Source organism: Streptomyces antibioticus (assembly GCF_002019855.1).
Lineage (GTDB): Bacteria > Actinomycetota > Actinomycetes > Streptomycetales > Streptomycetaceae > Streptomyces > Streptomyces antibioticus_B.
In genome coordinates this window covers 525,755-540,735 of sequence record NZ_CM007717.1, presented here as the reverse complement: position 1 = coordinate 540,735, position 14,981 = coordinate 525,755, and the positions used below count along the sequence as shown (strand labels likewise).

Here is a 14,981-nt window from a genome sequence, read left to right as displayed (position 1 = left end):
CCTTACGAGGGCAGGACCGTGCCGCCGTTCTTCCAGGCGTCCAGCAGGCGGGCCGCCAGGCGGTCCTCCAGGAAGGCGGTCGTCCGGATCCCGAACACCACGTCGGCGTCCAGGTGCGGTTCGCTCTCCAGGAGGCCGCCCACGACGTCATGGCGGACGACCTGTTCGTGGACGGCGTCCGCCTCCACGTGCTCCGTGTAGAACCGCACGGCCGCGGGGCCCGCGCCCACCCGGCGCAGGGCCTCCGCCAGCCGGCGGGAGGCCGGGGACGAGGTCACCTCGACGGCGGCGAAATGCCCGACCAGCGCGGCGCGCAACGCCCGGTGGAGGCCGAACAGGGACATCTGGTTGACGACGGCGAGGGCCTCGGCCGGCGCGGAGTCCAGATAGTGCCCGTACGCCGTGTCCAGCCCCAGGTCCTCCATCAGGTCGGCGAACAGCTCCGCGTGGATCTCCTGCGGGCGGCCCGCGCCGAACTCGTCGAACTCCACGGCGACCATGGCCGCCTTGGCCCGCCCGCGCAGCCTCGGGATGACCCAGGCGTGCGGGTCGGCCTCCTTGAGGTGGTACAGCGAGCGCACCGCCGCGTACTCGCGCAGCAGGTCGACGGTGCCGTGGTCCCGCAGGAAGTACGACACGCCCCCGTCGTCGCCGACCGGCTCGATCTGGAGCGCGTCGAGCGCCTCCACGGCCGTCTGCGTGTCGTCCACGGGCACATCCGCCCGCAGCGCGCCGAGGAACCGGTCCTCCAGGGCGGCGCGGTGGGACAGCAGCGCGCCGTCCCACTCCAGCCGGTCGGAGACACCGTCGAACCCCTCGTAGTGCAGTTCGTAGAGGACGTACAGGGCGAGCTGCAGGTCGTCGCCGTAGGGCGGGCAGTCCGCGGGCACGGGGGAGAGGCGCATGGCGCGCGGGTCGCGCAGGGCGGCCAGCACCTCGGCCGAGAGCGGGCCGCGCGGCTCGGGCAGCGGCGGCGGGCGGCGGCGGACATCGCGTCGGGCGGGGGCCTCGGTCATCGCGTGTCGTCCCCTCGGCGTGGCTCGCGGCGGCGGTGGCTGGTGTCGCACCAGGGCATCGTCCGGCTGCGGCGGCAGGTGCACAGCGCCACCGTGAACCGGTGGGACACCTTCACCTCGCCGTCCTCGCCCACCACCTCGACCGGGCCCTCCACCAGCACGGGGCCGTCGCGCTGCACACGGACACGGCGCGGACGCTCAGGCATGTTCGGCACGGATCACCACCAGTTCCTCCGTCGTACTGTCCGCCGTACCGTCGGCCACCAGCCCGCGGGCGCGCAGCCAGGACAGGCGTGAGCGCAGGACACGGCCGAACGGCAGCCGCGCCCGGTCGACGACCTCGGCACGCAGCCCGGCCGCCGCGAGCCGGTCCACCGTGGCGTCGACGCCGCTCAGATGCGAGTGCACCATCAGCAGCGTCCCCGCCGGCCGCAGCACCGCCGGTGCGGCGTCGCAGATCCGGTCGATCAGCAGCCGGCCGTCCCGTCCCGCGTCCCACGCCCTGGCCGTACCCCGGGGCGGCGCGTCGTCCGGCGCGGGTACGTACGGCGGGTTCGAGACCACGAGGTCGAAGCGGCGGCCCGGCACGGCGTCCACCAGGTCGCCGTGGCGCACCCGGACGGTCTCGCCGTTGAGCAGCGCGTTGAACCGCGCGGCGGCGACGGCCCGCCAGGAGATGTCCACCGCCGTCACCCGCCCGCCCAGGCGCGCCGCCTCCACCGCGAGCAGACCGCTGCCGGTGCCCAGGTCGAGGACGTCGGTCCGGTCGCTGATGCCCTCGCGGCGCATCGCCCGTCTCAGCAGACCGGTGTCGGCCTGCGGGCGGTAGACGCCGCGGGGGACCCAGCAGCGCGGCGGCGGAGCGAGGGCGAGGGTCTCGACCGTCATCGGGGCTCCTCCGGAAGGGTCGTCGGTGGATGGGGCGTCACACGAGTACCCCCTGGTCGCGGACGTAACGGCGGGCCGGTCCGGCGGGGTCACGCGGGCGGGGCGTCCGGCAGCGCGGCGAGCGGCGGCGCGGGCGGGTCGTCGTAGACGGCGTCGGCGCCCGCCGTCTCCAGGTCGTGGCGCGGAATGCCTCCGCACAGCATGCCCACGCGCCCCGGGCTCGTACGTGCGGTGGTCCGCGTCGGACGGGGGGACTCCTGCGGGGACATAGGGAACTCCTCGTCACGTGGGGGGCATTCAGAGGTCGCGTCGTTCCAGCGGTCGGACGGCGGGTCCCTGGAGGACCTGGCCGTCCGGGGCGAAACGGGAGCCGTGGCACGGGCACTCCCACGCCCGTTCGGCGGCGTTGAAGGCCACCAGGCAGCCGAGGTGCGTACAGCGCGCCGACACCGCGTGCAGACGGCCGTCGTCGTCCCGGTGCACGGCGCACGGCCGCCCGTCCACGCGCACCACGGCTCCCTGGCCGGGCGGGACGTCCTGCGGGGCGGTCCCGGTCGCGGCGGGCAGCCGGTCGCCGACGAAGTGCCGGGCCACCTGCGCCTGGTGCTTGAGGAAGGTCGTCCCCTCACGGACCACGGACGCCACCCGGCGGGGATCGTAGAGGTCCTGCCACGCGACCTTCCGTCCGGCGAGGAGGTCGGCGAGCAGCCGGCCCGCCATGACGCCGCCGCTCAGCCCCCAGCCGCCGAACCCGGTCGCCACGTACGTGTGGCGGCTGCCGGGGTGCAACGGCCCGATCAGCGGTACGGAGTCGGTGGAGTCGTTGTCCTGCGTGGCCCACCGGTGGGTGACCGTGAACCCGGGGAAGTGCTCGCCGGCCCAGGCCGCCAGCCGCGCGAACCGCTCCTCCACGTCGGCGGTGCCGGGTGTGAAGTGCTCGCCGGTGACGATCAGCAGGCGCCGGCCGTCCCCGTACGGCGCGGAGCGCACGGACCGGGTGGCGCGTTCCGGCGTGATGTACATGTCGCGCGGGGCCAGGGCCTCGTCGACGGGTCCCGCGAGGACCAGTTCGCGGCGCGGGGAGAGCCGGGTGAAGAGGAGGGCGCGGTCGAAGACGGGGTAGTGGGTGGCGACCACGACCTCGCGGGCGCGCACCGAGACCCCGGCGTCGGTGGTCAGCACGCACGGCTCGCCCTCGGACAGGCCGACGACGCGGGTGCCCTCGTACACGGCACCGCCGCGCTGGCGCAGCTCCTCCGTGAGCGCCAGCAGATACGCGCGCGGGTGGAACTGGGCCTGCCCCGTCACCCGGACCGCTCCGGCGACCGCGAACGGCAGTTCCGTCTCCGTGACGAACCGCGCGGGCAGACCCGCCTCGCGCGCGGCCGCGGCCTCCGCCCGCAGCCTCGCCACCTGCCGGGAGTCCTCGGCGTATGTGAAGGCCGCCGTCTCCTCCCAGTCGCAGTCGACGCCCAGCTCCTCGGCGATCCCGGCGGCGTGCCGGATCGCCTCGCTCTGCGACCGCGCGTACAGCCGTGCGCCCTCGGGGCCCCGGGTGCGGCGCAGATGGTCGTAGACGAGAGTGTGCAGCGCGCTCAGCTTGGCCGTGGTGTGCCCGGTCACCCCGGCGGCGACCCGCCCGGCCTCCAGCACGGCCACGCCCCGCCCCTGCCGGACCAGCTCCCAGGCCGTCGACAGCCCCGCGATCCCGGCGCCGATCACGGCGACGTCGACGTCGAGATCACCGGTCGGCGGCGGCGCGGGCGCGCCGGGCGGCGCGGTCTCCAGCCAGTAGGAGCCCTGGACTGCGGTATCGCTGTTCATGCCGCCCGAGTGCCCATCTGCCGACGACCGGAACGGGCGTCCGGCCGGAGCCACCGTGATCCGGAGGTCTCCATACAGTGGGCGCGGCGATGCGCCCGACCCTCTGAAGCTCCTCAAGTCCCTTGGCAGGCAAGGAATCCGGCGGTCAGGATGCCGTGCATGACAGGATTCCTGGGGCTGAGCCGGACGAGCGACGTGGTGTTGACGATCCGGGACGCGGACGTGGTCGCCGCGGCACTGCGCGAGGCGCTCGCGTCGGCGTCGCCGGAGGAACGGCCGGGGCTGGAACGGGCCGCCGCGCTCGTGGAGTCGACCGCCGGCGCCGACGGGCCGCGGCTGCGCGCCCGCTGGGTGCGCGCGCGGCTCGCGGCGGCCGGTTTCGAGGGGGATCTCACCTCGGTCGCGGCGGTGAAGGCGCTGCGCCGCGCGGAGCCGACGCTGAGCCTGCTGGCCGCCGTACAGCTCCAGCGGGAGGCGGTGGCCCACCCGGAGTGAACGGGCTGAAAGCTATCTCCTTCACGATTTCCTCACACGGCGAACACCCTCTGATCACCTCGGGTAGGCTCCACACGCTTCACTCGCACCAATGAGGGGGGAATCCTCATGTCCATACGCCGTGCCTTCGCCGTGTCGGCCGCCGCTGCCGCCGCCGGGACGCTCGCCGTGGTCACCGCCGTGCCGGCTCAGGCCGCCGAGTACACGTCCGCGCTGAAGGTCAAGGGTGTCCAGTACGACGCCCCGGGCAGCGACTCCAACCGCTGCTCGGGCGGCAACACCAAGAACGAGTACCTGACGATCAAGAACTACTCGCGGACCGCGACCGTCAACCTCAAGGGGTACGTCGTCAAGGACGCCACGGGGAACAAGTTCACCTTCACCGCCTCCCACAAGCTGGAGCCGGGGGACTACGTGAAGCTGCGCGGCGGCCGGGGCACCGACTCCGACGCCGGCAATGTCGTCTACCGCCAGAACTGCAACTTCATCTGGAACAACGACAAGGACACCATCTACCTGCTGAAGCCCGGCGGGGCCCGTGCCGACGTGCACTCCTACACCAAGCGCGCCAACGACGCCGACGGCAACGGGTACATCAACTACCACGGCTGACGGACCGCGCGGGTCTCCGCGCCCCCTTCACGACGAGCCGTCCGCCCGGATCAGGCGCACCTGACGGGCGCGTGCCGCACCCCGGTGTCAGGCTGGGAAGACCGCTCCGTGAAGGGAACCCCCATGATCACCACCGACTTCGCCCCGGGCAGCCCCTGCTGGCTCGACCTCGGCGCTCCCGACGTCCGGGCCGCCGCGTCCTTCTACGCCGCGGTGCTGGGCTGGGAGTACGAGCCGATGGGGGAGGGGGTGGAGGGGGGTATGTTCCGCAAGGACGGAAAGATCGTCGCCGGGCTGGGCAGACTCACCGAGGAGGGTGCCCGCCCGGCGTGGATGATCTACTACAGCGTCCCCGACGCGGACGCTGCCGCGCAGACCGTCGAGCGCCTCGGCGGCACCGTCCGGGTGCCGCCGACGGACCTCGACGAATGGGGCAGGATGGCCCAGTTCAGCGATCCGCTCGGCGGCCAGTTCGCCGCCTGGCAGCCGGGCACGACCAAGGGCGTGGACCTGGTCGACGCACCCGGCTCCCTGTCCTGGGTCGAGCTGTACACGACCGACGCGGCGGCCGCGAAGGAGTTCTACGGCGAGGTCTTCGGCTGGAGCTTCGACGCCATGGACCTCCAGGGCGACGCCGGTGAGTACGACCTGATCACCCCCGCCGGACTGCCCGAGGAGCGGATGCACGGCGGCGTCATGGAGATGACCGAGGTCAACCTCACCCTCACGGACGGCCGCCCCTACTGGCACCCGGTCTTCGGCGTCGAGGACTGCGACACCGCGGTCGCGAAGGTCACGGAGAACGGCGGCAACATCCAGATGGGCCCCGAAGACGTCCCCGACGTCGGCCGCCTGGCCGTCTGCCTCGACCCCTGGAACGCAGACTTCGTCCTCCTGGCCGCCCAGCGACCCACGACGACCTGAGCCACCGCCCGCGCGTCCCGTCGTCGGCGGCGCGGATCCAGGCAGGGTGCACAAGCGCGAGGACCAGACACGCCGAGGACATGGCGCACCACAGTCCGCCTGCTCCGGCCCGGTCGAGCAACTGCGTGCCGGCCAGCGGCGCGACGACCCCGGCGACACCCCAACTCGTGCCGTACACCGCCAGATAGCGTGCCGTCCCGCCGACGGGGGCGAGGTGCGCGACGAGCGCGTACGCGCGTCCCACGAGAAGCAGATCGCCCGCGCTCCATGTGACGGTCGCCGCGAGGTGGCCGAGCAGGCCGTGGGCGAGCGCGTATCCGGCGAGGCCGAGGGCCATCAGGAGATAGCCGCCCGCGAAAGCGGTGGGTGTCGGGAGCGCGGCCAGCGGTCTCAGCCGCAGGAGTGGCTGTCCCGCGGTGAGCGTGAGCGCGGACACCGCGAACAGCAGCCCGGCGTCCGCGGGTTGTAGTCCGCGCGCTTCCAGGGACAGCGGCACCCCGATCGCTATCTGGAGATGGGCGACAGCGAACAGCGTCCCCGCCGCGAGCATCACGAGCAACGACCGGTCCCGCCAGGGGGCGACACCCGCCGCCTCCCCGGCCGCCGTCGCCGCCGTGACGTGGTCCGCGGGCAGGACCAGGTGCACGGTCAGCGCGCAGAGCAGACAGGTGAGGGCGTCGGCCACGAACAGCCACCGCAGGTCCCAGCGCCCGAGCCCGGCCGCCAGCAGACCCGCGCCCATGCCCGCCACGGCCAGGGCCGCGTTCAACAGGCCGTAGGCGCGGACCTGTTCACCCGGTGCCACGACATCCGCGATCATCGCCTGGCTGGGCGGCTCGTAGATCTCGAAGGCCAGCCCCAGCAGCACCGCGAAGCAGGCCACCGGCACCAGGCCGTCGGACGCCGCGATCCCCAGTTGCGCCACCGCGCACCCGGTCAGCCCGGTCACCATCGTGCGCCGTCGGCCGATACGGTCGGCCAGGCGCCCGCCGACCAGACGCGAGGGAATCGTGGCGAGCCCGAAGGCGGCCCCGATGTACCCGGCGACGGCCGTACCGGCGCCGAAGTCCGTCGTGAGCAGCACGGTGAGGAAGGGCAGCGAGAACGCCCCCAGCCGGTTCACCGCCCGCGCCACGATCAGCAGCCGCACCGCGCGCGGCAGGCGCTTCTCGCTCTGCGCAGACTCCACGCATCCCCCCTCGCGTATCTCTCGTGCGTGACCGACCACATGGATATCGTCGGTCGCACAGGCACGCTAGAGATCGAAGGAGTGACCGGTCAAGTGATGTTCGATGGTCACGTGGTGGCGCTGCTCGACGCGGCCGTCTCCCTCGTGAATACGCTGACCGACGGCGAGCGGCAGGGACGCCCCTACACCGCTCCGCGGGGGACCCGGCTGCCGCAGGCGGTGCACGAGGCGCTGCCCCCGTCGCCGCACCGCTCCTCGGTCGAGCCGGGACACGCCACCCACCTCGCCCACACCGCACAGCAGATGCGGGCGGTGTTCGAGGCCGTCGACCGCGACCGACTCGACGAGGCGGCCCGCACGGTGAACGTCCTGCTGCTCGCCACCGGCGCCCGCCCCCAGCTCGACCGCGTCGAGGGCGAGCCCTGGCAAGTCCACTTCCACGGCTCCGACGACAGCCTCTCCGTGGGGTGGAGCGCCGGCTGCGCCACCGCCCTGGCACTGGCGATCGGCAGCGACCTCGCCGGACGCCTCGGCGTCTGCGCGGCCCCGCACTGCGACCGCGTCTACGTGGACGCCTCCCGCAACGCGGTCCGCCACTTCTGCTCCACGGCCTGCCGGAGCCGGGTCAAGGCGGCGGCCTTCAGGGCCCGCAAGGCGGCCCGGGACTGAGCGTCCCGAGCCGCTCTCGGCCCCCGGGTGACCGTCAAGGGACCCGGGTGACCGTCAAGGGATGAGCCCCGCCCCGGCCAGATGCTTGGCGACCGCTTCCGTTTCCTGCGGGGTCAGGGGGATCTGGGGGTCGGCCGTGGTCGGGTGGGTGATGATGCCGCGGAGGTGCAGGGCCGTCTTGAATGCGCCGATCGCTGCCGAGGTGGGGCCCATGCGGGTCGGGTCGGGGGCGGTCGTCATGGCGAACAGGGCGCACAGGCGCTCCTGTTCGGCTCGGGCCCGTTCCAGGTCACCGGAGCGGCAGAGGCGGGTCAGGCGGACGTAGCCGTCCGGGTCGACGTTGGCCAGGCCGGGGACCGCGCCGTGCGCGCCGAGGGCCAGGGCCGCGTCGACGGTCAGTTCGGAGCCGGTGAGGGCGCTGAACCCCGGCAGCGAGCGGGCGCCGTGGACGACCTCGCGGAAGCCGGCCAGGTCGCCGCTGGAGTCCTTGAGCCCGGCGAGCGCGCCCTCGTCGGCCAGCTCCAGGACGAGCCGGGCGGGGAGCTTGGTGTGCACGGCGGCCGGGATGTCGTAGGCGAGCACCGGGACGGGGCTGCGGGCCGCGATCAGCCGGAAGTGGCGGGCGATCTCGGCGGGGTGGGTGCGGGTGTAGAAGGGCGCGGTGACGACCACGGCGGCCGCGCCCGCCGCCGCGGCCGTCTCGACGTGGTCCAGCACGCGGGGCGTGGTCATGTCGATCGCCCCGGCCAGCACCGGCAGCCGCCCGGCCGTGTGCGCCACCACCGTCTCGGTCACCAGCCGGCGCTGCCGGTCGGTGAGATGGGCGGCCTCCGAGGTCGAGCCGAGCACGAACAGCGCGTCCACCCCGGCGGCCGTCAGATGGTCGACCAGCCGGCGCAGCGAGGGCACGTCGAGCTGGCGGTCCGGGGTTAAGGGCGTGCAGACGGGCGGGATCACTCCGGTCAGCGGGGCGGGCAGGGTCATCGGTGCTCCCAGGGCTGGCTCGTACTTACGAGGTCGTTCGGTCGCCTCGTCCTCCTGGAGCAGATGGTGACAGCGGGGGCGGGCTCCGGGCCGTGACGCGGCCGAGAGGGGGGGGGAGGACAGGGCTTCACGGCCCGGACCCCGCCCCGCGCCCCCGCGGTCAGGGTGCGAGCAGGCGGCCGCGTTCGAACCAGGCCCTGGTCTCCCGGTGCCCGGACAGCGCCACCACGAGCGCGCCCCACCCGATACCGACGGCCCCCACATGGTCGTACGTCAGAAATGCGGCCAGACCGCCCAGAACGGTCACCCAGCCGACGGTGAGCGCCCCCGTCCGCACCGCCGTACCGCCCTCGGTGAACCGCAGCGACACCATCAGCGCCGCCCCGGCCGTCAGTACGCACCCGGCCGCCGCGAGCAGGAGCAGCGCGAGGAGCGGCGCGCCCAGCGCCCCCGTCTCGAACGTCACCGCGGTGAACCCGAGCCGCAGCGCGCAGCCGGCGGCCGCGAGGACGAGGGCGGCCAACAGGCCGCGGGCGCACCGGGCGGGAGCGGGCATGCGCGTCATTTACGGCCCTTCGGTCGAAGCGGACAGGGCGAGTTGGCAGGTCAGAGCCGAATGTGACCGCCCTCATAGCGGTGATGACGTTCGCACAGGGAGTCTGCCCTCGCAGGAGTTTCCGAAGAACTGTTATCCGCCGCCGGTCCCCGGATCTCCCCTCGTAGACGGACAGCATCGACGACAGGGAAGCAGCGATGAGCACACGGCACACGACGGACCCGGCGGAACTGGTGAGCGCCGCCCGAGCGGGCGACCCGTCCGCCCAGGACGCGCTCGTCAGCGCGTACCTCCCGCTCGTCTACAACATCGTGGGCCGCGCGCTGAACGGTTCGGTCGACGTGGACGACGTCGTGCAGGACACCATGCTCAAGGCCCTCGACTCGCTGGGCGGCCTGCGCGCCCCCGAGAGCTTCCGCTCCTGGCTCGTGGCCATCACCATGAACCAGATACGGGCCCACTGGCACCGCAGGCAGCCCGCCCAGGGCGCCGTCGACGAGGCCGAGGGGGTCGCCGACCCGGGCGCCGACTTCGTCGATCTGACCATCGTCCAGCTCCAGTTGTCCGGGCAGCGGCAGGAGACCGCGCGCGCCACCCGCTGGCTGGAGCCCGACGACCGCGGCCTGCTGTCCCTGTGGTGGCTGGAGTGCGCCGGTGAACTGACCCGCGCCGAGATCGCCCAGGCCCTCGACCTCTCCCCGCAGCACACCGCGGTCCGCGTGCAGCGGATGAAGGCCCAGCTCGAAGCGGCCCGGGTGGTCGTGCGGGCGCTGGACGCGCAGCCGCCGTGCCGGGAACTCCGGGGCGAGCTGGCCGGCTGGGACGGCCGGCCCTCCGCGCTGTACCGCAAGCGGGCGGCCCGCCACGCGCGCGGCTGCGCACGCTGCTCCGGCCTCTGGAGCGGACTGATGCCCGCCGAGGGCCTGTTGGCCGGTCTCGCGCTGGTCGCCGTCTCGTCCGCGCTGCTGGCGCGGATGCCGTCCGCCACCGCCGACACGGTGGCTCTGGCCGGCTCGTCGACCGCGCTCGCCGCCGAGGTCGACGGGGTCTCCTCCGTGCCGGGCCGGCACCGGTCCGGCAGGGACCAGGGCCTCTCGCGCGGCGAGGCCCGTCGCCGGCGGCGGGTGCGGCGCCGCGCGGTGGGCGGCGCGGTCGTGGCGGTCTGCGTGGTCGGCGGCGGCCTGTACTACTTCGGCATCCAGGAGGGCGGCGGGACCAAGGAGGGCACCGCCGCCCTGCCCGCGAACGGCACGGTCGTCACGGACGAGCCCACCCCCGACGGCGACCGCTCCGCCTCGGCGTCCTCGTCCCCCTCGCCGTCCGCCTCCGCGGCCGCCTCGCCGTCCCCGTCCAAGTCGCCGAGCGCGAGCGCCTCCCCGAGCGCCCGGACGGAGAAGAAGAGCACGCCCGCAACGGAGAAGAAGGCCGAGCCGCAGAAGACCTCCTCGGGCGACAAGCAGACCCAGTCGGGCAGCGGCAAGCCGTCCGGTCTCGGGGCGCAGGTGATCGCGCTGGTCAACGAGGAACGCGCGTCGGCGGGCTGCGGCCCGCTCACCGACGACAGCCTGCTGCGCGCGGCCGCCCAGGGCCACTCCGAGGACATGGCCGCCCGCGACTTCTTCGACCACACCAACCCCGACGGAGAGGACCCGGGTCAGCGCATCACGGCCGCGGGCTACCGCTGGTCCACCTACGGCGAGAACATCGCCAAGGGCCAGCAGACGGCCGAGTCGGTGATGACGTCCTGGATGAACAGCCCCGGCCACCGCGCCAACATCCTCAACTGCGACTTCAAGAACATCGGCGTGGGCATCCACAACGGCTCCGGCGGTCCGTGGTGGACACAGAACTTCGGTGCCAAGCTCTGACGTGAGAAGGGGAGGGGTTCCGCGGCCCCGGCCACGGAACCCCCCTTCCGCCCCGCCTGCCGTCAGTACGTGTGGAGCGTCAGCCCGTACCGGTTGAGGATCTCGTTCACCGGCTGGAACCAGGTCTCGCCGCCGCTGGAGCAGTTGCCCCAGCCGCCCGAGGTCACGCCCTGCGCCTGGTCACCGCTGATGAACGACCCGCCGGAGTCGCCGCCTTCGGCGCACACACTGGTCTTCGTCATCTGATGCACCGCGCCCTGGGCGTAGTTGACCGTCTGGTTCTTGCCCAGCACGGTGCCGCAGTGCCAGTGCGTGGTGGAACCCGAGCGGCAGATCGACGCGCCCACCGGCGCCTCGGCGGAGCCGCGCACGAGCCGGTCGGACACCGTGCCCCAGCCGAGCACCACCGGTACGGTCCACCAGCCGCTGCCCACGTTCACCCAGGCGTAGTCGTTGTCGGGGAACGACGAGCCCTGGAAGTTGCCGATGTAGGAGCCGTCCCAGCCCCTGACACCCGCTCCGGCCTGACCGCAGTGGCCGGCGGTGACGAACCCCCCGTGGACCGAGAAGCCGATGGAACAGCGCACGTTGCCCGTGTAGTACGGGTCGCCGCCGACGGTGCCCGCGGCGAAGGTGCCCGGGGCGCCGGCGACGGTCTCGACGGTGACGGGTCCCGCGGCGCGGGCCCGGGTCAGGAAGCGTTGGACATCGTTGTCGGCGAGCTTGTCGCGGACGACCGAGACGACGACGGAGTTCGCCTGTGGGTCGACGTGCCAGCCGGCCACGGCCGACGGGGCGTCGAGCTGGTCGACGCGGTCGCGGGCCGCGTCCAGTTGGCGTGCGCTGTGCTCGACGAGGCGGACCGCGGCCCCCGCCTTGCTCAGCGCGTCGCGTGTCGCGCGGGAGGCGTCCGGGGTGACGGCCACGGTCAGCCGTCCGGCCTCGGCGTCGTACCAGGAGCCGGCGTACGCGGCCCCCGCGGTGCCGCGGGCCTTCGGTTCGAGGGTGGTCGCCGTCCGTTCGGCCGCGAGCCGGGCCTTCGCCTCCTCGGCGGAGAGACCGAACTCCTTCTGCATCGCGCCGAGCAGACCGGCGGATACGGACGCGGTGTCGGCCGTGGAGGCGGCGGAGGTGGTGGCGGACGCCTCGTTGCCGCTGGCCGACGCGGGGAACGTGCCCGCCCCGCCGAGTCCGGCCAGCAGCAGGATCGCCGTCACGCCGATGTGCTTGAGTCTGGTGCGTCTCATGGGTGTTGCCCTTCGTCGTTCCAGTGAGTGGGGGTTGGAACAGCCGATGAGTGAGAGCGCTCTCAAATGTGGCGCGGCAGAGCCTAGCGGCGCATGGGTGTCAGGTCTATGCCAATGCGCCGCAGATGCGGAGGGTTTTCAACGAAGGAGGGGGCAAAGCATCCTCAAGTACCGCGTCCCGGGCGCATGACGCCCGTGCTGCCCCGCGCGATCAGCCCCGGCACCGGCACCCGTACCGTCTCCGCCGGGCCTCCGTCGAGCAGTGCCAGCAGGGCTCGCGCCGCCGTCCGCCCGAACTCCACGCTGTCCCGGGACAGCGCGGACAGCCACGGCTTCACCATGCGGCACAGCGCGGAGTCCTCCCAGGACACCACCGACACGTCCGCCGGTACGGAGAAGCCGAGTTCGGCCGCGGCCGCGACACCGGCGACGGCCATCACGTCGTTGTCGTAGACGATCGCGGTCGGGGGAGCGGTGCCGCCCAGCACGCGCCGGGTGACCGCCGCGCCCGCCGTGTCCGAGTAGTCGGTCGGCACCGACTGCACCTCGCTCAGCCCGAGCCGCTCCGCCTCCGCGCGCAGGGTGCGGATCCGGCGCCGGGTGTGGGCGAGGTCCGGCAGCCCGGCGATGTGCACGATGCGCCGGTGGCCGAGCGCGTACAGCTCGTCCACCACCGACGCCATGGCGCCCGCGTCGTCCGCCCACACCGCCGACAGGCCGGGGTGGCGTTCGTCGGGCGCGCCGCCGATCACCACCGCGGGCAGCCCGAGTTCGTCGAGCAGTCCGGGCCGCGGGTCGTCCCGGCACGGGTCGACGACCAGCACGCCGTCCACCCGGTGCTCGGCCCACCAGCGCCGGTAGACGGCGCACTCCTCGTGGACGTCGTGCCCGATCTGGAACAGCAGCCCGAGGTGGCGTTCCGCCAGTACTTCCTGGATCCCGGAGACGAGTTGGAGGAAGAACGAGTCGACGCCGAGCGTGTGCGCCGGGCGGGCCAGGACCAGGCCGACCGTGGCCGCGCCCTCGCCGGACAGGGCACGGGCCGCCGTGCTCGGCCGCCAGCCCAGCTCCTCGGCGACCCGGCGCACCCGGTCGCGGGTGATCTCCGAGACCCCCGGACGTCCGTTCAGCGCGAAGGAGACCGCGCTCTGGGAGACCCCGGCCCGGTCCGCTATGTCCCGCATGGTGGGCCGGCGGACCGGCGAGCGCTTTCCCGGCAAGGTGGTTTCCCCCATTCCCACGGCAATTCCCGGCCAGTATGCACTAATGCGCTTCAGCTCAACACCCTAATGCGCATAAGCGACTAATGAAATTAGCTCGGCGCACGGCATTGACGGGCCGGTCAACGGGCGTGCAGGGTCTGCGTCGTTGGCCCATTGCCGCTTCAACTCCACAGCAACGGAGGCCGTACACCGTGAACATCTCCCGCAGAGCCCTGATCGCCGCCGCCGTCTGTGCCGTCCTGCCGTTGAGCGCCTGCGGCTCCGGCGACGACGGCGGCCCGGCCGACGCCTCTGGCAAGATCGAGGGCGACATCACCTTCCAGACCTGGAACCTGCGCGCCAACTTCAAGCCCTACTTCGAGGGCGTGATCGCCGACTTCGAGAAGAAGTACCCGGGCACGCACGTGAAGTGGATCGACCAGCCCGCCGAGGGCTACGCCGACAAGATCAGCGCGGACGCGGCCGGCGGCACCCTCCCGGACGTCGTCAACGTCTCGCCCGACCTCGTCGCCCCCCTGGCCAAGGCGGGCCTCGCCCTCGACCTCGACAAGGCGGCCGGCACGTACAGGAAGGAGTACCTGGAGGGCGCCTGGGCCAGCCATCAAGTCCCCGGCCTGAGCGGCACATACGCCTTCCCCTGGTACCTCAACACCGGGCCCCTCTTCTACAACAAGACCCTCTTCCGGCAGGCCGGACTCGACCCCGAGCAACCGCCGAAGACCTACGACGACCTCTTCACCGACGCCCTCGAACTGGCGGACAGAAGCGACGGCAAGGTGGCCACCCTCGCCAACGTCCCCACCATCGAGGACTTCGGCCGCTACGGCGTCCCGCTCATGAACGAGGACGGCACCGCCTTCCGCTTCAACGACGCGAAGGGCGTCGAACTCCTCACCCGCTACAAGGAGTTGTACGACGCCAAGGCCCTGGACCCGCAGGCGCTGACCGCCACCCCGGAGTCCTCGGGCAAGAAGTTCCTCACCGGGGCCGTCGCCATGAACCCCGGCAGCGCCCTGGACCTCGGCAACTTCAAGAAGCAGGCGCCGAGCCTCTACGACAACATCGGCATCACCGAGCAGATCACCAGCACCGGCCACGTCAACATGTACGTGATGGGCGTGATGGTGAACGCGCGCAGTAAGCGGACGCCCGCCGCCGTCGCCTTCGCCCACCATGTCACCGACGCCGAGCGCCAGATGTCGTTCGCGAAGCAGGTCGCCATCTTCCCGAGCACCGCGGGCTCCCTGGACGACCCGTACTTCACCGAGGAGGACGGCACCGACGAGACCCGCGTCCGGATCGCCGCCGCCAAGTCGCTGAAGAACGCCGTCAATTACACCCCGGTGCTGTTCAGCGAACAGATGAAGACCGCGCTGCGCAACGAGGTCGCCAAGGCGCTCCAGGGCCGGCAGAGCCCCGAGGAAGCCCTCGACAACGCTGTCAAGGAATGCGACACGCTGCTCCGGCAGCAGGGCTAGCGGGGCAG

General features: G+C 72.9%; 15 protein-coding genes and 1 pseudogene. 6 read left to right on the top strand and 10 right to left on the bottom strand.

The features are described 5' to 3' along the window. Positions 1–2: 2 nt before the first annotated feature. The 5 genes from AFM16_RS02430 to AFM16_RS02410 form a co-directional block, all read right to left on the bottom strand. Positions 3–1,016, bottom strand: a complete 1,014-nt coding sequence (locus tag AFM16_RS02430; RefSeq protein ID WP_078632061.1) for an iron-containing redox enzyme family protein — start codon at positions 1,014–1,016, stop codon at positions 3–5. Continuing rightward, on the bottom strand, positions 1,013–1,231 hold the full coding sequence (locus AFM16_RS02425; protein ID WP_179123243.1) for a CDGSH iron-sulfur domain-containing protein: 219 nt from the start codon (positions 1,229–1,231) through the stop codon (positions 1,013–1,015). The genes AFM16_RS02430 and AFM16_RS02425 overlap by 4 nt, the downstream gene beginning before the upstream one ends. Then, positions 1,215–1,904 carry a HemK2/MTQ2 family protein methyltransferase gene (locus tag AFM16_RS02420; RefSeq protein WP_030781121.1) on the bottom strand — a complete coding sequence of 230 codons (690 nt, stop codon included), beginning with the start codon at positions 1,902–1,904 and terminating at the stop codon, positions 1,215–1,217. Before AFM16_RS02420 ends, AFM16_RS02425 begins: the two co-directional genes overlap by 17 nt. Positions 1,905–1,993: 89 nt before the next feature. Then, the gene (locus AFM16_RS02415) at positions 1,994–2,173 is read right to left on the bottom strand and encodes a hypothetical protein (RefSeq protein ID WP_078632057.1); all 180 of its coding nucleotides are present in this window, start codon (positions 2,171–2,173) and stop codon (positions 1,994–1,996) included. A 28-nt stretch (positions 2,174–2,201) separates the two neighbouring features. Then, positions 2,202–3,728, bottom strand: a complete 1,527-nt coding sequence (locus AFM16_RS02410) for an FAD-dependent oxidoreductase (protein WP_078632055.1) — start codon at positions 3,726–3,728, stop codon at positions 2,202–2,204. Between the two features lie 159 nt (positions 3,729–3,887). On the opposite strand from AFM16_RS02410, the gene AFM16_RS02405 reads away from it, so the two are divergent. From AFM16_RS02405 to AFM16_RS39815, 3 genes are all read left to right on the top strand, one after another. Next, positions 3,888–4,223 carry a hypothetical protein gene (locus tag AFM16_RS02405; RefSeq protein ID WP_078632053.1) on the top strand — a complete coding sequence of 112 codons (336 nt, stop codon included), beginning with the start codon at positions 3,888–3,890 and terminating at the stop codon, positions 4,221–4,223. Between the two features lie 108 nt (positions 4,224–4,331). Continuing rightward, positions 4,332–4,835, top strand: a complete 504-nt coding sequence (locus tag AFM16_RS02400) for a lamin tail domain-containing protein (RefSeq protein WP_030781109.1) — start codon at positions 4,332–4,334, stop codon at positions 4,833–4,835. A 123-nt stretch (positions 4,836–4,958) separates the two neighbouring features. Beyond that, positions 4,959–5,759 (top strand): VOC family protein, encoded by an 801-nt coding sequence (locus AFM16_RS39815; RefSeq protein ID WP_078632051.1) that lies wholly within the window; start codon positions 4,959–4,961, stop codon positions 5,757–5,759. A 148-nt stretch (positions 5,760–5,907) separates the two neighbouring features. Here the strand turns inward: AFM16_RS39815 and AFM16_RS02390 are convergent. Beyond that, a pseudogene (locus tag AFM16_RS02390) lies at positions 5,908–6,882 on the bottom strand (MFS transporter); the annotation flags it as partial. 162 nt (positions 6,883–7,044) lie between these two features. Between AFM16_RS02390 and AFM16_RS02385 the strand changes: the two are divergent. After that, positions 7,045–7,617: a CGNR zinc finger domain-containing protein gene (locus tag AFM16_RS02385; protein WP_078632049.1), complete on the top strand. Its 573-nt coding sequence runs from the start codon at positions 7,045–7,047 to the stop codon at positions 7,615–7,617. A 54-nt stretch (positions 7,618–7,671) separates the two neighbouring features. On the opposite strand, the gene AFM16_RS02380 is transcribed toward AFM16_RS02385, so the two are convergent. Next, complete coding sequence (locus tag AFM16_RS02380) at positions 7,672–8,601, bottom strand: dihydrodipicolinate synthase family protein (RefSeq protein WP_078632047.1); 930 nt, start codon at positions 8,599–8,601, stop codon at positions 7,672–7,674. A 160-nt stretch (positions 8,602–8,761) separates the two neighbouring features. Then, positions 8,762–9,157, bottom strand: a complete 396-nt coding sequence (locus AFM16_RS02375; RefSeq protein WP_078632045.1) for a hypothetical protein — start codon at positions 9,155–9,157, stop codon at positions 8,762–8,764. Between the two features lie 197 nt (positions 9,158–9,354). Here AFM16_RS02375 and AFM16_RS02370 point away from each other — a divergent pair, with 197 nt between their 5' ends. Further along, positions 9,355–11,025 (top strand): sigma-70 family RNA polymerase sigma factor, encoded by a 1,671-nt coding sequence (locus AFM16_RS02370; protein WP_078632043.1) that lies wholly within the window; start codon positions 9,355–9,357, stop codon positions 11,023–11,025. Positions 11,026–11,087: 62 nt separating this feature from the next. On the opposite strand, the gene AFM16_RS02365 is transcribed toward AFM16_RS02370, so the two are convergent. Next, complete coding sequence (locus AFM16_RS02365; RefSeq protein WP_078632041.1) at positions 11,088–12,272, bottom strand: S1 family peptidase; 1,185 nt, start codon at positions 12,270–12,272, stop codon at positions 11,088–11,090. Between the two features lie 164 nt (positions 12,273–12,436). Next, positions 12,437–13,492 carry a LacI family DNA-binding transcriptional regulator gene (locus AFM16_RS02360; RefSeq protein ID WP_030781083.1) on the bottom strand — a complete coding sequence of 352 codons (1,056 nt, stop codon included), beginning with the start codon at positions 13,490–13,492 and terminating at the stop codon, positions 12,437–12,439. Between the two features lie 194 nt (positions 13,493–13,686). On the opposite strand from AFM16_RS02360, the gene AFM16_RS02355 reads away from it, so the two are divergent. Beyond that, positions 13,687–14,973 (top strand): ABC transporter substrate-binding protein, encoded by a 1,287-nt coding sequence (locus tag AFM16_RS02355; protein WP_078632039.1) that lies wholly within the window; start codon positions 13,687–13,689, stop codon positions 14,971–14,973. The last annotated feature ends 8 nt before the right edge of the window (positions 14,974–14,981 follow it).

Bases quoted from the DNA above. Each gene is read 5' to 3' on its own strand.
- AFM16_RS02415 (WP_078632057.1), bottom strand. From the start codon at position 2,173: ATGTCCCCGCAGGAGTCCCCCCGTCCGACGCGGACCACCGCACGTACG.
- AFM16_RS02400 (WP_030781109.1), top strand. From the start codon at position 4,332: ATGTCCATACGCCGTGCCTTCGCCGTGTCGGCCGCCGCTGCCGCCGCC.
- AFM16_RS02410 (WP_078632055.1), bottom strand. From the start codon at position 3,728: ATGAACAGCGATACCGCAGTCCAGGGCTCCTACTGGCTGGAGACCGCG.
- AFM16_RS02420 (WP_030781121.1), bottom strand. From the start codon at position 1,904: ATGACGGTCGAGACCCTCGCCCTCGCTCCGCCGCCGCGCTGCTGGGTC.
- AFM16_RS02385 (WP_078632049.1), top strand. From the start codon at position 7,045: ATGTTCGATGGTCACGTGGTGGCGCTGCTCGACGCGGCCGTCTCCCTC.
- AFM16_RS02405 (WP_078632053.1), top strand. From the start codon at position 3,888: ATGACAGGATTCCTGGGGCTGAGCCGGACGAGCGACGTGGTGTTGACG.
- AFM16_RS02430 (WP_078632061.1), bottom strand. From the start codon at position 1,016: ATGACCGAGGCCCCCGCCCGACGCGATGTCCGCCGCCGCCCGCCGCCG.
- AFM16_RS02370 (WP_078632043.1), top strand. From the start codon at position 9,355: ATGAGCACACGGCACACGACGGACCCGGCGGAACTGGTGAGCGCCGCC.
- AFM16_RS02365 (WP_078632041.1), bottom strand. From the start codon at position 12,272: ATGAGACGCACCAGACTCAAGCACATCGGCGTGACGGCGATCCTGCTG.
- AFM16_RS39815 (WP_078632051.1), top strand. From the start codon at position 4,959: ATGATCACCACCGACTTCGCCCCGGGCAGCCCCTGCTGGCTCGACCTC.
- AFM16_RS02375 (WP_078632045.1), bottom strand. From the start codon at position 9,157: ATGCCCGCTCCCGCCCGGTGCGCCCGCGGCCTGTTGGCCGCCCTCGTC.
- AFM16_RS02380 (WP_078632047.1), bottom strand. From the start codon at position 8,601: ATGACCCTGCCCGCCCCGCTGACCGGAGTGATCCCGCCCGTCTGCACG.